Origin of the sequence: Psychrobacter sanguinis (assembly GCF_020736705.1) — a bacterium.
Lineage (GTDB): Bacteria > Pseudomonadota > Gammaproteobacteria > Pseudomonadales > Moraxellaceae > Psychrobacter > Psychrobacter sanguinis.
Map to the genome: position 1 here is coordinate 2349646 of NZ_CP085990.1, position 16459 is coordinate 2366104.

At 43.4% G+C, this 16459-nt stretch carries 15 protein-coding genes; all 15 read left to right on the forward strand.

The window, feature by feature from the left end:
- Positions 1 to 45 precede the first annotated feature (45 nt).
- The 15 genes from LK453_RS09940 to LK453_RS10010 all read left to right on the forward strand — a co-directional run bounded on the left by LK453_RS09940 (position 46) and on the right by LK453_RS10010 (position 16459).
- Entirely contained in the window at positions 46 to 1854 is a 1809-nt protein-coding gene (locus LK453_RS09940) for a hypothetical protein (protein WP_201541700.1), read from the forward strand.
- Between the two features lie 100 nt (positions 1855 to 1954).
- A complete protein-coding gene (locus tag LK453_RS09945; RefSeq protein WP_201541698.1) occupies positions 1955 to 2407 on the forward strand; it encodes a hypothetical protein in 453 nt (150 codons plus the stop codon).
- A gap of 54 nt (positions 2408 to 2461) precedes the next feature.
- Positions 2462 to 3715 carry a hypothetical protein gene (locus LK453_RS09950; RefSeq protein WP_007395067.1) on the forward strand — a complete coding sequence of 418 codons (1254 nt, stop codon included), beginning with the start codon at positions 2462 to 2464 and terminating at the stop codon, positions 3713 to 3715.
- Entirely contained in the window at positions 3715 to 4692 is a 978-nt protein-coding gene (locus LK453_RS09955; protein ID WP_201534939.1) for a hypothetical protein, read from the forward strand. The genes LK453_RS09950 and LK453_RS09955 overlap by 1 nt, the downstream gene beginning before the upstream one ends.
- On the forward strand, positions 4679 to 5272 hold the full coding sequence (locus LK453_RS09960) for a hypothetical protein (RefSeq protein WP_201541696.1): 594 nt from the start codon (positions 4679 to 4681) through the stop codon (positions 5270 to 5272). The genes LK453_RS09955 and LK453_RS09960 overlap by 14 nt, the downstream gene beginning before the upstream one ends.
- Before the next feature lie 9 nt (positions 5273 to 5281).
- A complete protein-coding gene (locus LK453_RS09965; RefSeq protein ID WP_201541694.1) occupies positions 5282 to 5674 on the forward strand; it encodes a hypothetical protein in 393 nt (130 codons plus the stop codon).
- A gap of 10 nt (positions 5675 to 5684) precedes the next feature.
- Positions 5685 to 5828 (forward strand): hypothetical protein, encoded by a 144-nt coding sequence (locus tag LK453_RS09970; RefSeq protein WP_201541692.1) that lies wholly within the window; start codon positions 5685 to 5687, stop codon positions 5826 to 5828.
- A gap of 2 nt (positions 5829 to 5830) precedes the next feature.
- Complete coding sequence (locus LK453_RS09975) at positions 5831 to 9466, forward strand: hypothetical protein (RefSeq protein WP_201541690.1); 3636 nt, start codon at positions 5831 to 5833, stop codon at positions 9464 to 9466.
- 9 nt (positions 9467 to 9475) lie between these two features.
- A complete protein-coding gene (locus LK453_RS09980; RefSeq protein WP_201541688.1) occupies positions 9476 to 11221 on the forward strand; it encodes a BspA family leucine-rich repeat surface protein in 1746 nt (581 codons plus the stop codon).
- A 70-nt stretch (positions 11222 to 11291) separates the two neighbouring features.
- Positions 11292 to 12665 carry a hypothetical protein gene (locus LK453_RS09985; RefSeq protein WP_201541686.1) on the forward strand — a complete coding sequence of 458 codons (1374 nt, stop codon included), beginning with the start codon at positions 11292 to 11294 and terminating at the stop codon, positions 12663 to 12665.
- 39 nt (positions 12666 to 12704) lie between these two features.
- A complete protein-coding gene (locus tag LK453_RS09990; RefSeq protein ID WP_201541684.1) occupies positions 12705 to 13604 on the forward strand; it encodes a hypothetical protein in 900 nt (299 codons plus the stop codon).
- A gap of 83 nt (positions 13605 to 13687) precedes the next feature.
- Positions 13688 to 14227: a hypothetical protein gene (locus LK453_RS09995; RefSeq protein ID WP_201534933.1), complete on the forward strand. Its 540-nt coding sequence runs from the start codon at positions 13688 to 13690 to the stop codon at positions 14225 to 14227.
- A gap of 9 nt (positions 14228 to 14236) precedes the next feature.
- Complete coding sequence (locus LK453_RS10000; RefSeq protein WP_201534932.1) at positions 14237 to 14677, forward strand: hypothetical protein; 441 nt, start codon at positions 14237 to 14239, stop codon at positions 14675 to 14677.
- Positions 14674 to 15003, forward strand: a complete 330-nt coding sequence (locus tag LK453_RS10005) for a hypothetical protein (protein ID WP_007395056.1) — start codon at positions 14674 to 14676, stop codon at positions 15001 to 15003. The genes LK453_RS10000 and LK453_RS10005 overlap by 4 nt, the downstream gene beginning before the upstream one ends.
- On the forward strand, positions 14987 to 16459 hold the full coding sequence (locus LK453_RS10010; RefSeq protein ID WP_201534931.1) for a hypothetical protein: 1473 nt from the start codon (positions 14987 to 14989) through the stop codon (positions 16457 to 16459). The genes LK453_RS10005 and LK453_RS10010 overlap by 17 nt, the downstream gene beginning before the upstream one ends.

The following is a 16459-nucleotide window of genomic DNA, read 5'->3' on the forward strand; positions in this document are numbered from 1 at the left end:
TATCGGATATGTTTAATTTTTTTCAATGACGATAGGAAGTGCCTTATGAATAAAGAACAAGCCAAACAACATTTATCCGTTGTTTCTAGTGAATTAACCAAAACACGCCAATTTATGCGTGAATTTGCGAAGTTCGACACCAAACAATCTGACGTTGCACAATTTGACTCAATGATCGCAGCCAACTCGCATGACCGTGAAATGGGATTACAGGCAATTCCTGAGTCATTGCAAAAACTGTTAGAGGCTCAAAACATCGCAGCTACAACAGCTGGCAAGCAAGCGGTATTTGACGGCTTACGTGATGGTATTGCAGAGTATCAACGTCGTAACGGCGGTGATATGCCACCAGTAGAAGTTGTGCAATCAGCTTTATCAGCTGCTACCGCATTTACTGAAAACGCGCATCGCGGTGATGACAATGATCCATCGTTCGACAGCCTATCATTTAGCCACCATGAAGCCTTATCAGTAGTACCAGCTGCCGTACAAGTTGTTATTACTATGGGTATCGCAAACAGCCTCCCATTAATCTCAATGCTACCTAACCCTACTGGCTCAAACGAAGTGCCAATCGTTGCCGGCGAAGGTACCGCTGGCATGGATATGGGCGTTATGCGTCGTGGTGAATTAATCGACGGTGAAAAAGCTGGTTTACCATACTTCGATAACCGTCACCTATTGGTAATGGAAGATGCTGGTGAGGGTAAGTTCACCCTTGAATCACATGTTGCTTACACTAAAGAAATTCGTGACAACAAAACTACCAAGTTTGTTGTAGATAAAGACTCTATCAAAGCTCCATTCTTGGGCGGTCGAGTTAGCATTAAAGTTCGCGGCGTGGAAGTTGCTAATGATAATCATCGAAACCACCCAACTTTTGGCGGTAAGAGCACGTTACAGCCGCTTGAGCCGGTTACTTTAGGCGCTGATACCTTTATCGTTAAGTCAGCAGTTGCAGACCTTGACAATCACACAGTTGAAGTTGCTTTTGACACTACCGATGGTGCTACCCCAGGTGCAGATGAAGTAGAAGTTGAATTAATCTTTGACTATGAACGTAAAGACGAGAAAGGTGAGTATATTTTACGCGCCCCAAGTCACGACATGGCGTTTAACTACTATGGCGTTTACGCTTATCCAAGCCGCGCACGTTCAAGTGCTACCATCGACGCTATCACCCAGCTACAAAATGAGCTTGGCATTAACTGGTATGCAGCCGCTCAAATGATCTTTATCAACAAGTACAACTTTGAGCAAAACGGCCGCTTGCTACGTGGTGCAGTTAACCAGTGTTTAGCTAACCAAGAGAAGCATGTCAAAGTGTTTGATGCTGATATCGCTGGCGTGACTCATACCACATTAACTGATCTTTACTCAAACATTCGTGTTGTCCTAGGTAAAGCTCGTACCGCACTATCAACAATCACTAACACAGCTATTGGTCAGTACGATTTATACGTGTCAGACCGTGGTGCAGCGTTCTTTGAAGCTATGAGCCGCGACGAATATACCCCAACTGGCGAGCAGTACGGTGATCAATACTCAATCTACCGCATTGGCCAGTTAAACACTGGTGCAAACATTTACTACGTGCCAGCCTCAATGGGCGTGTTCAACGAAGATGAATTAACCCAGGGCGGCTATGCGTTGTTAGTACCACGTGCAACAACACCAGCTAAAGCACCATTCGTAGGTACTGTGGCAGTCCCAACTATGGTTCTAGCATCATCAGCCAATGCGTTTGAAAAAGACGTAGCGGTTTATAACCGTATGGCAGCAGAAGCTAACCCAATTCCACGTTATCGCAATCAGTGCATGTTAATTGAATTACGCAATTTACCAACACTTTAATTCGATAACTTAGCCATGTAACCGCCACGTTGTATGGCTGAATTGGCCTTGTTGTCTGTGGCAACAGGGCCTTTCTTTTGACAAAAATACGAGGCTGATTATGACAGAACCAAAACAAGTACCAGGCAATTTAGCAGAGCTTGTTATCACCCCTGGATATGCAGAAGTTGATGAAACCTATACGGTTAAAGAGCTGCAAGCAGAGCTTAAAGGCCTGGGCGTTGCTTATCGCTCAAGCGATAGTAAAGACGCTTTAGTATGGCGATTTCTTGACGCTCAACAAGAAGGCGTTAAGCCAGAGGTAGAGCTTGGACCAGAAGTAGAGCAAGAAGCTGAGCTTGAACCAAAACCAGAAGCGAAAAAAGAAGAGTTTGAAAAAATCACTGTTTATAACAGTGGCTCATACAATCTATATGATCCACATAGCCGCACTTTATTTTACGCTCGTAAAGAAGCGGTTATCGAATTAAAGCCAAGCATTACTAAAGAGCGAGTGTTGCGCAATATCGAACAGATCAACGCGACACGCGGCAAAGTTTTAGTAATTCGTTAATTTTGGGCTGTGGTGCATTGCATCGCAGCCGTCTTTTGGCTAAGGGCGGCTTAAATGTTAAACAGCAATACTTTAGGACGTGCAGTAGGCATAAGCCAGGACGAAGTATCTGGAAATTCCGGCCCAAACGTACCGTCAATCAATCAAAATGGCGTGATTGTAGGCCGATTTAAACGCGGCCGTTCAGATAAGGCGTTCAAGGTCAATTCCCAAAACTACAAGGCCTTATTAGGCGAAGATAGAACCAATCCAAGCTACACAATCGTTCAAGATGCTTTTATTGCTGGTGCCTCTGAATTATGGATTTTGCGTATCGGTAATCCCACCCTAAAGCTTAGCAATGAGACTGAGATTACCGACGGGAAGAAATTTGAGCAAATAGCATTTGAAAGTAATTTATACCCAATACCAGTCATCAAAGATGATATTTACAAGCCATTGGTTAAGCTGCTTGACGTTGAATTGAGATCGCTAATCAAAAAAGCAGCCGATGTTGTAGATGCATACTTTCCTAGTATTAATCACTTTGATATTGAAAAAACGACATTTGGGAAGGCGTTTGATATCACAGAAGGCTATCAGACAAAAATTGACCCGCTTCATATTCACCTAGGGTCAGTAGTTAAACAACCAGTGCCGATCGTAGACGGTTATCAGGCGGGATTTGAGGCTCTTTCACTATCACTGCGTTATGGCTTTAAATCATTTGAATATGAATACGGTTACCGTGCATCAGCCAAGCAGTTAAACATTGAGCGTATATCGAAAATTAAAGAAAAAGAGGTGGGTTCAAGATATACGCATCAAGCTGAAATACTAGATGTTCGATTATCACAAGCATTACAGACTCACAGCTTAAACATAGGAACAGGCTTCTATACGCAAACTTACACCTTGCTAGACTTAACCATATCGAGCGGGCTAGTTGAGACAGCCATTAATACTGAAGGCTACCAGGTACAGATTGAGCAGTTATCACTGGTATTACAACAAGCATTAAGCGTTGTTGATATCAAGGTTAATAGCGGTTACTTGCCAGCCATTGAGGCGTTGAGTGTTCACTTAACAGACAAAGGCCAATACGCAACATTAAATGATGGTTATCTCGCTAATTTAGAGCAGTTAAATATCGAATATGTCAGCTACCTTGCTGGCAATTATGATGCAAATAGCGGCTATTTAGTTGGAGTTGAAGCCTTGGATGCAGCCAAGGTTAATTTTGAGCAAGTGGATATAGAGGTTTCCCAGGACGGCTACACCCCAATTATTAAACCACTAGATATCTTTACAACACAGAGGATTAAGTAATGAAAACAGGTTTTGCAGGCGAGCTGCGTTGCGTTGTCAAAAAGAAAGACGGCTCAACCGTCCAAGATACTGGCTACCAAAAGAACATGTTTCTTAACACAGGCTTAGATTTTTTTGGTGGTGGCCATGGTGATGATATTTTTGCTAACTGCTTAGTTGGTAGCGGTAACACGGCACCAGAAGCCACTCAGGCTAAGCTGATCAGTTTTGTAGCTAAGCATAACTCAATCGAGGCCACTGACAGCGGATCAGAGCCATATCTAAGCGGTGATCAGGATTTTAAAGCCTGGCGTTCTAGTACATATCGTTTTGAGGGTATCAGCGGCAAGACTATTTCAGAGGTAGGGCTGGCTAGCGAGTTTACAAGCAAAGATGAGTATCACCTTTGCACGAGAGCCTTAATTAAGAGTGCCGAAGGCGCGCCAATTTCTATCACTTTGAAAGATGATGAAGTGTTAGAGATAACCTACCGTATCTGGCAGGTTTTCGAACTGTCGGATAAAGACTTTTCTATCAAAATCACTGACGATATCGGAGGCGAGAAGCTGTATAAGGCTAAATGCCGCTTGTCTGGTATTGGTGATGAAGGGGCTTACTATGAATCTAAAGTAGGTATGGTGTTTGCAAAAGATACTGAGTACGCATCAGAGACGTACAGTGAGTTTTACTCATACGCTGGCGATATTGGTGAAGTTACAGGCGTGCCTAATATTAATATGGGGGCAGCCGCGAGTGTAACTCTTAGTGACTACGAGGAAGGCTCATATACACGTGATATGAGTATTTTCTTTGGCCTTGATGATGCACGTTTCCCAGTTAGAAGCGTACTGGTGCCTACCACTATGGGTAACTATCAGATTCAGTATGGCTCAAAAGACGGTGACGACCCAATTCCTAAATCCAAAAACGATACCTTGACAGTACCAATTCGCTTTACATGGGCTCGTTACGAGGGTGAGCTTAATGTTACCGAATAACAAAATAAAGCGTGTCAGAAAATGGCTTGAAGATCTAAATGAGCCAAGGGATAGAAAACACCCTGATACACGCTCGTTTTGTTTGGGTGGTGCTGATATAGGCGATATCACCCAAGGTATAAAAGATTATGTCTGGCAGGCTTGGACGGACGGTGCAGCTATCTACTTGCAGCGTACCGACGTTTCTAGGCCTGATAGAGTGCTAACCGACAAGAATATAACATCAGTTTCAGTTGCTTTTGATCGCAATATGAATCTGGTAATAGCTTACCAGGCTGGAATTGACTCCAAACTGTGGGTAGGTCGCAATGGCTCGCTTGTTGGCGGCATTGCTGCATCAATTAGAGGTGGTATAACCCCTATGGTGGCACTTGATGACAATAGATATGCAAATGATTTCACGTCGGACGTGATCTTTGCTTACATCAAGGACTCAATGCTTTGTTGCCGGTACCAGCGCGAGCAGTATAGAACAGAGCATAAGTTACAGGTGTTAGAAAGCGGTACAAACCTGTATCGCATGGGTATGGGTAGGGATAATCGTTTTTTATTCCTACTTCAAAAAGAGGTTAAAAACTAAGGCGGATTTATGATCACAACTAAGATTTTAAAAACCGCTGTTGGCGTACAGCGTGGTGATGTTATTGATAAGACAGAATCCACGAAACTTCAGAACGTCACGAACGGTATCATCGTTGGTCGGTTCAAACGTGGCGTTATGGGTACCCCATTTAAGGTCAATGAAGGCAATTTTTCAGCCATTCTAGGCCGTGATGTGGCAAACCCTAGTTTCCTAGCTATTGAGGACGCTTTAAACAGTGGATTGAGTGAAGTTTGGGTTATGCGAGTGGGAAGCAGCTACAAGCGTGCTGACGTGAGTAGTTTAACTGATTGCTTAAACAAGACTATCAAAGACAGTGATATGAGTGTCGGTGACGATGGTTATATTCCTGATTATCAACAAGGCCAAAATGATCAATAGGAGTTAATTTATGGCGTATGTTCTGGTGGAAGAGGGGAAAATCGAAGAGCTTAAGGAAGCCTGCCAGCAATCCTTAAAGGTTGACGATATTAAATTAGGTAGCAGCTACATTGCTGATTATGAGCAATCAGGCGAAAATAAAAAGGAAGATTAATTATGAGCATCAAAGGCGTTGTTCTTAGCAAGGACACAGACGTAAGAGAGCTTGCGACCCGTATCGGTAAAGATATTGGTAGCATTGACAATCTTACAACTGGCGATAAAAAGAGCATTGTAAGTGCTGTTAATGAGGTTAAAAAAGCAACTGTTGAGGCTGGCAAGATTTACGCCACCAAAGAAGAGGCTGCTAAGCTTGCCAGCAAGGTAGAGCTACAAAAAGCTATCGCTGATCTTATCAACGGTGCAGATGAAGATGATGATACCTTAAAGGAGCTTGCCGATAAGATCGCAAGTTTGTTAGAGGCAGACAAAAACTTTGCTCAACAAATTAGCGTTATCAATAGCGAAAAGGCATCGCGTACTGAACTTAACCAGGCTAAAACAGAGTTATCCGGAACAATCCAAACAACTCGAAACCAACTACAAACAGCTATCGGTGCAGAGGAAACTTCTCGTAAAGCCGAAGATAAAGCTATCCGTGGTGAGTTTGCCAAAGCCGACCAAGACTTGAAAAAGGCAGTTGATGCAGCAGACGCAGCAATTCGCAGTGAGTTTGCAGCGGCCGATAAGTCGCTTAAAAGCGCAGTTGACGCAGCAGATACGGCCATTCGCAGTGAGCTTACCCAAGCTACTCAAACCCTAAAGCAAGAAGCCAAGCAAGAGTCAGAAGCACGTAAGGCCGAAGATACAGCCATTCGTGGTGAACTTGCTGAATCTAGCCAGCAGGCCCAAAAAGCGCTTGAAGATGAAGCAGCTGAACGCTTAGAAGAAGATACAGCTATCCGTAACGAGTTTGCCTTAGCTGATCAAGAACTACAAAAAGCGATTGAGTCAGAAGCGGCCACCCGTAAAGCACAAGATACCGATATCCGTAACAAGTACGCAACCAAGGCTGAATTAACCCAGGCTATCACCGATTTAATTAACGGTGCAGACGCCGATTCAGACTCTTTAAAAGAACTTGCGGACAAAATTACTGCCCTGGCTCAAGCCGATAAGGGATTGGTAAGTGCTACCGAAGCTCAATCATTCAAGGCGGCTAACAAAGAGATTGCACGCAATAATATTGATGCAGTAGCTAAAGCCACGTTTGAAACAACGGTAGCTGATATCAACAAAGTTAAAGCAACTCGTGAAGAGCTTGGCCTAGCTAAAACAGAGCTAACAGACTCTATTAACGCTAAGAGCGCACAGCTTAAATCATCTATTGAGGATGAAGCGGCTAATCGCAAAGCAGAAGGCGCAGCAATTCGCACAGCATTTGCTCATGCAGACACGATGAACAAAGAAGCTTTAACAGCGTTGATCAACACTAAAGAAACCGCTATGCGTAGCGAGTTTACTAAGTACGATGAACTGCTACAAAGTGGGATTGAAGCAGAAGAGATTATCCGTAAGGTAGAAGATGCTGCTATTCGCAGTGAATTTGCCATTGCTGATCAAAAGCTTAGAGAAGAGCTTAGAAGCACAATCAACACTAGAGAAGCAGCTGTTCGTGTAGATTTCAAACAAGCTGATAGCCAGGTACAAGCGGCCGTTACAGCAGAAGAAAATGCACGCAAGGCGCAAGGCGCAGCCATTCGTAGTGAATTGGCTAACACAGACCAAAAACTACAAGCCTCGGTTGTTGCAGAAGAGAGCGCACGTAAAGCAGAAGGCGTGGCCATTCGCGGCGAGCTGGCAGGTGTTAACCAGCTGCTACAAAATACTATCAATGCAGAAAGCGCGGCTCGTAAAGCGGAAGATGCAGCTATTCGTAATGAGTATGCTACTAAAAACGAGCTAACCAAAGCGATCACTGACTTAGTCAATGGCGCTGATGCTGATTCTGATACGTTAAAAGAGCTGGCCGATAAGATCACAGCCCTAGCCCAAGCCGACAAAGGCCTAGTTAGTGCTACCAGCGCTCAAGAGTTTAAAGAAGCCAACAAGGAAATTGCTCGTAAAAATATCGACGCAGTATCTAAGGCGGATTTTGAGCAGTCAGTAACAACAATCAATAGCACTAAAGCTGATCGTACTGAACTTGCGCAAGCCAAAACTGAATTAAGCCAATCTATTCAGGATAAAGGCGCTGAACTAAAAGCAGCTATTGACGAAGAGCAGGCCGAGCGTAAGTCTGAAAATACAGCTATTCGCAGCGAACTTGCTTTAGCAGACCAAAGCTTAAAAGACGACATTGAGGCGAAAGACGCAGCTATTCGCAGCGAGCTTACCCAGTCTAGCCAGCAACTTCAAGAAGCCATTAGTGCAGAAGAAGAAGCTAGAAAGGCCGAAGGCGCTGTTATTCGCAGTGAATTTGCCCAGGCAGACCAGGAACTAAAAGAAGCTGTTGATGCAGAAGATGCAGCTATCCGAGGCGAACTAGCGAAGGCTGGCGAGCAGTTGCAAGAAGCGATTGAAGCTGAAAAAACGGTCCGTGAAGCCGCTGAAACCGCTATCAATGAGCAGATTGCTACTAAAGCTGATAAAGCCCCAGAGGGCGAGGAATATGCGCTTGTTTCAGCTATTCCAGACCTAGCGCCTTATGCCACTAAGGACGAGCTAACACAGGCCATTGTGGACCTGATTAATGGTGCTGATGCCGATTCTGATACGCTAAAAGAGCTTGCGGACAAAATCACGGCTTTAGCCCAGGCTGATAAAGGCTTAGTAAGTGCAGCCAACAAGCAAAGCTTTAAAGCGGCTGAAAAAGAGACGGCCCGTAAAAATATTGACGCAGTATCAACGGCAGAGCTTAACAGCGCAGTAGAAAAACTTAGCAACACTCACTCTACACGCAGCGAACTTACGCAAGCTAAAACTGAATTGGCTGATTCTATCGAAGCTAATGCAAGCCAGCTGTTAGAAGCTATTGGTGCAGAAGAGGAAACCCGTAAAGCGGAAGATGAAGCGATCCGTGGTGAACTTGCTAAGACTGGCGAGAAAATCCAGGAAGCTATCGACGCTATCCCAGAGGTGGATTTAACGCCATTTGCTACCAAGGTTGAGTTAACAAAAGCGGTAACAGACCTTATCAATGGTGCTGATGCTGATTCAGACACACTAAAAGAGTTGGCAGACAAAATCACTGCTTTAGCTCAAACAGATGAAGGCCTAGTTAACGTAACAGTTACCCAGGGCTTTACGGTAGAGCAAAAAGCACAAGCACGTAGCAATATTGATGCAGTTTCAACTAGCGAGCTTGAAGCACAAAAAGAAGGCCTGTTAGAAGGTATTGCGACCGCTATTAAGCCATTGGCAACTAAGAAAGACTTAGAAGCTAAGGCTGAAAAAGCACCAGAAGGCGAAGAATACGCCCTTGTTTCATCATTGCCTGGCCTAGTAGCACCATACGCCACCAAAGATGAATTAACGCAGGCTATTGCCGACTTGATCAACGGCGCCGATGCTGATTCGGACACCTTGAAAGAGTTAGCAGACAAGATTACCGCGTTATCTCAAGCTGATAGCGGTATCGTAAGCGCTACACAGGCTCAATCTTTTGATACAGATCAGCAGAAGCAGGCACGCACCAATATTGCCGCTTTAGCAGAAGAGGATTTAGAGTTTGGCGAAGGTTATTTTGAAGTGTTTATGCAGGCATTTGAAGAAGCAATGACCCCTGAAGTTGAAGATGGGTCCTGGGCATAAGAGGTTAATATGAAAAAATTAGTATCACATGATGAAATGGTTAAATTTGTAGAGGGCTTTGCGGGTATTTTTGGCCAGGGCATGAAAGAAATGCTTGGTCAACTTGAGCAAGTCAGAGCCAATTTAAGAGGCTTGGAAGATAAGGTCGAAATCCTTATGAACACGCCAGAAGTTGAAGTTGAGCCACCCGCTATGAACGACATAGGCCTAGATAAAGACTATCCAGGCCAAGGTTGGTATAAAGCCACTGATACCGGTATTATCTACAACAAGGGCGTACCAAAGGGTGAGACTCATGTATTCTCGGACGGCGATCCAATAGCGTATTTGAGCGTTTACACTAAAGAGGACGCAGTAGATAATATTTATATTGCGGCCACGTCAAACGTAACTGATTTAAGCTTCGCTTTTTTTAATCAAAAAGAGTACAAATCGACTTATGTCGGTCAAAACCTATCTCACTGGGACGTGTCAAACGTAACTAACTTTGAGAAAACGTTTTTCTATGCTCAAGCCGAAGATATTGTAGGTATTGGAAACTGGAAAACAAGTTCAGCAATTAACATGGATAGCATGTTTGCTATTGCTGCTAAATTCAATACAGATATTAGCGGCTGGGACGTATCAAACGTAACCAACATGAAAAGTATGTTTACTCAGGCAAGATCCTTTAACCAAGATATCAGCGGTTGGGATGTGTCAAATGTTGAGAACATGAATAACACGTTCAACTTTACCGATAAGTTCAATCAAGATCTATCTGAATGGTGTGTGGCTAAAATCCCAACTCGACCCGAAGGCTGGGAAGGCTATAAAAACGTCGTACCTCCAGTTTGGGGTACCTGCCCGCGCGGTGAGGATGATTCTAACCCAAAGACTGAGCCAGCCGATCAGGGTTTAGCTAAAGACTATCCTGGTACTGGCTGGTATAAAGCCGTTGATACAGGCATTGTTTATAATAAAGACGTACCAGAGGGTCAGACCTATAAGTTTGAAGGCGATCCTAAAGAGTATATTTCGGTTTATACGAAAGAAGATGCTAGATTGTATGCAGAACGAGCTGCTACTTCCAACATGACTGATATGGCTCAAATGTTTGCCGATGCAGCTACGTTTAACACTGACATATCTCATTGGGATACTAGCAATGTTACTAATATGAGAAGTATGTTCCATCGTGCAACATCGTTCAATCAACCACTAAATTTTGATACTAGTAATGTTACTAATATGATGGCCATGTTCAGTCGTGCAACATCGTTCAACCAACCACTAAATTTTGACACTAGTAATGTTACTAGTATGGGTGCTATGTTCCATCATGCAACATCGTTCAACCAACCACTAAACTTTGATACTAGTAATGTTACTGATATGGGTAGTATGTTCAGCGGTGCAACATCATTTAATCAGCCCTTAAACTTTGATACTAGTAATGTTACTAATATGTTTAGTATGTTCAGCGGTGCAACACCATTTAACCGACAGCTAAACTTCGATACTAGTAATGTTACTGCTATGGGTAGTATGTTCAGCGGTGCAACATCATTTAATCAACCCTTAAACTTTGACACTAGTAATGTCACTAATATGAGTTATATGTTTGGGGAAGCTACTTCATATAATCAAGATTTATCTAAATGGTGCGTAAGTAAGATAAAATCTATTCCCCCTGGCTTTGATACTAATGCTGTTAATTGGACTTTACCCAAACCAGTATGGGGTACCTGCCCGCGCGGTGAGGATCAAGCATAGGAACACCCCTAAACAATACTGTTAGCCCAACTCTATACTATGCCTATATTCACCAATATAGGCATTTTTTATGGCAACTCAACTGTTTATTAATATCCTGCCTACTTCCGTTACTATCACCAATAGCAAGGAAAGTAAGGCATTAGCAACTATCGAGCTTGTTACTGAATACGGCTTTGATAACAACGTCGTAGCCAAGATACAAGTAGTTGATGATAAGACACCAACTAACGCAGCTGATCCGTTAAACAACCTGTTATTTGACATTACATTTGCAGATAAGGTTGATGATAGCAAGATCACATCACTGCAAGGCCGTCTATATACCGGCGGTGGCGCAGACGAGCTTGAAAACAACTATCCTAATGACTTCTCATATATCAGCCAAAAGCTTGACTTCCATGGTGCGCTAGATAGCAGCAATGACTTCTTTGAGAGTGTTGAAACAACGTATTCTAAGACCAATGCTACTCAAGTCGTTTCAGCGTTAAAAGCCGTTAAAGCCTTAAAAGATCATGGCACTTACCGTAAAGCTGAAATTGTGGTTGACGTGCCAGCCAGCAAGGTTGTTGAGTCAACACCAGAACAGATTACACGTAGCCTACTTGATATGCGTGAACGCCCACGCTATATCGTTGTTTGCTCAACTGACGATATGCCAACTATTGAAGCTACAACCAAAGTTATGGATAAGCTTAACTGTCACGTACTGCTAGATTTAGGCAATATTAATGACTGGGTGGCAGCCGCGGCACTTGCTGACTCAATTAACATTAAAGACCATCGTTTTTGGATATTCTGGAACCCGAACGTATCACGCCCTTCAAACAGCGCAAGCGTACTATCACGTAAAAAATGGCGCCCTTGTGTCGGTGATTACCTTGGCCAATTGCTTGTTCGTAACGCCCTTACCAATGCGTCTGGTATACCGCCTGTTAACCGTCCTGTTGCTGGTTACGACTTTCCCGTTAGCTTCCGTGATATGGAAGTGTTACCAAACGTCAGCCTTGATGAAGAGGCTCAAAACGCCCTAGCGGCTGCTGGCGTGAACGTGGTCTTAAACGAGCGTTTCGATGCAGGCGATCGCTGGATTTATGGTGATGCTTTAACTCAGTACGATAGCAAAACAAGTGCTTTACGCTTAATCAACGCATCTGAAATCACAACTTACGTTGATAACGCAGTAGTTAGCATTGCTAAAAAGCACCTTCTTAAAGGTATGGCCAGCTATGTGAACGACGCAGACGCAGAAATCCGTCGCTTCTTGAACGCTTGTAGTTCAGCGGGCTTATTGCAACCAGTTGCAGAGCTATCAGGCAAGCTTTACGGTCTAGAAGTTGCGCCAAGATCAGACAATCCATTTGAGAAGGTTGATATCAGACTTGTTAAACGCCCAGAGGGTTGTGCTCGACAAGTTTACTTTGAAACCACAATCACCAAGTAATAACGTCACTTTGTTAGCGTAAAAAAGGAAAACCAACTAATGTTAGTATCAAGCCATATTATCGAGCGTAACCAGGATCGCATGTTAGAGCGTCAAGAGTCACAATTTGACGCTACTAATAGTGCCAAGCAAGCCGCAGAATCTATTGAGTTTGACCCAATTGATGAGCGCATTGCCACGCATACCACAACTCAAATGCGTTTAGCAGCACTGCAAGTAACATTTATGCTGGCAGGCATCATGTCAGAGGTTGACTTTGAGGACCAAGAATTACTACCAAGCGAGCTTCTTGATAGCCTAATTCTTGAGGCGTTTGTTGAGGACCCAGACGATGATGATGATGAAATCGACTCAACTGTTAAGACTATCCTATCAGCGCATATTGCAGACGCTATGAGTACTTTGGGTGTTGATGAAGATTTGATTAATGATGTGTTTGATGGCGATGTTGATATTGCAGATGCAGCTATTGAAACAGCGTCAGAAATCATCTTAGAGAACATGCCAGCAGACGACGAGCTAGACGACTTTATTTCAATCTTTGCATACGGTGACGAAGACACCTATGACGCAATGATGAAAGAAGAAGACGATGAAGATATGTACGACGCAGCCAAAAAGCCATTAACAGTTGGCCGCAAGACACGCCGCAAAGTAGGTAATAAGACGGTTACTTATAAGGCAGTTAAAGCGGTTCGTGATGGTAAAATCAAGGTTGTTAACAAGCGTATTGGCGGCAGTGTCCGCTTGAGTGCAGCCCAAAAAGCGGCCCTTAAAAAAGCTCGCAAAAAGTCTGTAACGGGTACCGCAGTTAAAAAACGTATGAGGTCATTTGCTAAAGGATTGCAACGTAATATCTATAACATTGATCCACAAAAAGCACGCAATATGCGTCGTGGCCTAAAAGCAAGTCACTACCGCCGCAGTGTTGGCATGTAATTTGTTGGAACACCCCAACTAATCAAAGCTAACAGCAAGCGATAATAACCCCAATCATTTAATTTGTTTGGGGTTATTTTTTCATGAAACTATCAGAGATTACACAAAAAACATCGCTTGTCAGCGACTTTGTTAAGCGTTTAGCCAAAACAGCCAGGCAGCAAGTGGTTGTTGTTGACGTTTTAAGAGTATCAAGGGTATCTGGTGCCAGTGCCAGGCCTGTTCATATCGCTTTAGACGGTGGCCAGGTTGTAAAGCTTTATATTCGAGAAGCCCCTGAATCAGATCAGCCAGACGGCCTTGATATTTTCCGTATTGATATTAACAGTAAAACACAGCCGACTACGGGTGACTTTGATAACTCTTATAAGCCCTCATTCAACGCATCAGTTGACGAGATCGCTAAACTTGTTAGCCAGGGCCAAAAGGGATTTAGTGCCCGACGAGCTCGCGCCCAGGTAACTAGAACCAAGCGTAATAGAGCGCCAGCCAACAAAGCCCAAACGTTAAAATTACTGTTAGAAGAGGCCGCAGAATTAGACAAGGTGATTGAAGTTAAGGGTAAAGAAAAACAAGACCTTGAGATCCAATTAGAGAAAGTAAAAGAGCAGAACGCAGCGTAAGGTAGTGATATGCAAAACGCCTATATAGTAGACTTTTTTTTAAGCGGCATGTTAATGATTATGATGTTTTACTTGTATGTGGATATCCTTAGCAGATTAAAGCTACTCAATAAGGTTATTGATAGCAATACATTGGCCGTGGCTATCGGTCAAACCTTGCGTCAATCTGTATTGTTGAGCGTGCCGCTTTTAATATTGCTTATGTTCTTATTGTGGCGTTTTTATGCTGTCATGGTTATATCGCAGTCATGGGGCGTTGGCGGTGCTGGCTTGCTGGTTATTATGGCCATTCTAGGATCGTCTTTTGTATGGCTTGATATGTTATTAATTTGCGTTAAAAACTCAAGATTTGTTGATGCCTCAAAGCTTATCAGCACCGCCAAAAAGACTAGGGCTAAATTCAAACTGCCAGGCCCTAACACCCCGCTATCAGAGGTGCGTATTAAGTGATTACCGCTGAACACATTAGACAAATGATTATTCATTGGTTGGACACGCCGCCTAATGGTTATTTTGCTCAAGGCTACGGTGCCGATGCCAAGGCAATGTTATTAAAAGAATTATCAGCTGATACGGCGGATGATTTTTTGAGAAAGCTTAGGGCCGATATACCGATAATAGGTACATTAGATGAAGAACAGTTGAGTATATCTGTTGAAACAGTAGGATTTGACAAGATTAACGTTGTCTTATCTATTGGCAATATCGATATTCAATTGAATGATAACCCAATAACCGATATCGACCAGGATTACTACAATGTCAGTGCCAAGTAACCAGTTAAGAAAAAAGATACTATCAAGCATAGATAGCCACTTAAACGACTACCCAGAAGTTGCAGAACGCTGGCGAGCTGGCGACCCCACGGTAAGAGCTATGATGACCTCTATCGTGGAAACTGTATTGTGGCTATCACGTGACAACGCAGTTAACATCACAGAGCCATTTATCAAGTCTAAGCAAAGTACCATCATTGCAGACGCAATTAACAAGGGTATATTGCCAGTTGCCACACCTTGCCAGCACATGCTGACCATTGAAAACAATGGTTCTGAAAAGGTGAGTTTAAGCCAGGGCCGCTTAATTGAAGATGGTACCGGCAGACAATGGCGGCTTATGTCCTCAATCACATTAGCAGAAGGTGAGACTAAAAAGGTTTTGGCAGAGCAAAGCACCATAAACTACATTGAAACGACTATACCTGTTAGCGAGTCGTTTTATCGCTTGGATATATCAACGACCGATGGGGCTTACTTTTCAGGCTTATCGGTTGTTAACGCCACCCTAGGCGTTACCTATCAATACACACCAAAATTTATGAACGCTGGAGTTGGTCAGTCTGTTTATACCTTGCAGAGCCATAACCTTGAGGATATAACCATTGTTTTTGGTGATTCTGAACGTGCAGGGGCAACGGTTCAAGCTGGCGATACTTTCGAGATCGCAATCACCCAAAGCTATGGATATGTTGATCAAACAAGCCTAAGCAGTGCAGCCTTGAGCGAGATATATGCCACAGAAGAAAGTAAGCTCAATATGTACTTTAAGGCTGGCGAGCTTGTGCGAGCTGGTGCAGATCCGTTAAGTGTGGCTCAAATGCGACTACTTGCCAGCTACCCGTCAATGTATGACCATAACGCCGTTTTCATGGGTAACTTTGACTTTCTGGTTAGAAAGCACTTTATGCAGCGGTTTGATTACATGGCCATTTGGAATGAAACGATCAATGAGAAGCACTATGGAGCTTCGTTAGACGCAATTAACCATCTGTTTTTAACCGTGGTAGCTAAAAACAAGATTGAGCAAAAGGCGCTGGTAGAAGATATTAAAAAGCTGGTGGCCAATGCTGATACGCTGTTAGATGGCAAGGTTTACATTAAAGAGGTTAAAGAAAGACCTTATAAAATCACCATTGCTGGCCGTTTGGCTTCGGTGCATGATATGGACTCAGTGAAGACTCAAATTAAAGAGTTGCTGCTTGAAAACTTTGGTAAGGGCTCGCTGTCTTCCAGCTATCACAACCCAGACGGCTTTAACAAACAAGAGATTGCCATTAAGATCAGAAGTGATATTACAGCCTTCCAGGACCGTATTAGTGATTTTTCTGTATTAACAGAAGATACCGCTGAAAATCCTATTAAACCGCATGAATGGGCCTATATTACAGAAGATAGCATCACTATCAATATGACAAGAACGGCCGATACTGGCACAGCCATTTGGACTTTGTAA

Excerpts from the sequence above, each read along its gene's own strand:
- LK453_RS09990 (WP_201541684.1), top strand. The coding sequence starts at position 12,705 with ATGTTAGTATCAAGCCATATTATCGAGCGTAACCAGGATCGCATGTTA.
- LK453_RS09965 (WP_201541694.1), top strand. The coding sequence starts at position 5,282 with ATGATCACAACTAAGATTTTAAAAACCGCTGTTGGCGTACAGCGTGGT.
- LK453_RS09995 (WP_201534933.1), top strand. The coding sequence starts at position 13,688 with ATGAAACTATCAGAGATTACACAAAAAACATCGCTTGTCAGCGACTTT.
- LK453_RS09980 (WP_201541688.1), top strand. The coding sequence starts at position 9,476 with ATGAAAAAATTAGTATCACATGATGAAATGGTTAAATTTGTAGAGGGC.
- LK453_RS09975 (WP_201541690.1), top strand. The coding sequence starts at position 5,831 with ATGAGCATCAAAGGCGTTGTTCTTAGCAAGGACACAGACGTAAGAGAG.
- LK453_RS09950 (WP_007395067.1), top strand. The coding sequence starts at position 2,462 with ATGTTAAACAGCAATACTTTAGGACGTGCAGTAGGCATAAGCCAGGAC.
- LK453_RS09985 (WP_201541686.1), top strand. The coding sequence starts at position 11,292 with ATGGCAACTCAACTGTTTATTAATATCCTGCCTACTTCCGTTACTATC.
- LK453_RS09960 (WP_201541696.1), top strand. The coding sequence starts at position 4,679 with ATGTTACCGAATAACAAAATAAAGCGTGTCAGAAAATGGCTTGAAGAT.
- LK453_RS09955 (WP_201534939.1), top strand. The coding sequence starts at position 3,715 with ATGAAAACAGGTTTTGCAGGCGAGCTGCGTTGCGTTGTCAAAAAGAAA.
- LK453_RS10000 (WP_201534932.1), top strand. The coding sequence starts at position 14,237 with ATGCAAAACGCCTATATAGTAGACTTTTTTTTAAGCGGCATGTTAATG.
- LK453_RS10010 (WP_201534931.1), top strand. The coding sequence starts at position 14,987 with ATGTCAGTGCCAAGTAACCAGTTAAGAAAAAAGATACTATCAAGCATA.
- LK453_RS09945 (WP_201541698.1), top strand. The coding sequence starts at position 1,955 with ATGACAGAACCAAAACAAGTACCAGGCAATTTAGCAGAGCTTGTTATC.
- LK453_RS09970 (WP_201541692.1), top strand. The coding sequence starts at position 5,685 with ATGGCGTATGTTCTGGTGGAAGAGGGGAAAATCGAAGAGCTTAAGGAA.
- LK453_RS09940 (WP_201541700.1), top strand. The coding sequence starts at position 46 with ATGAATAAAGAACAAGCCAAACAACATTTATCCGTTGTTTCTAGTGAA.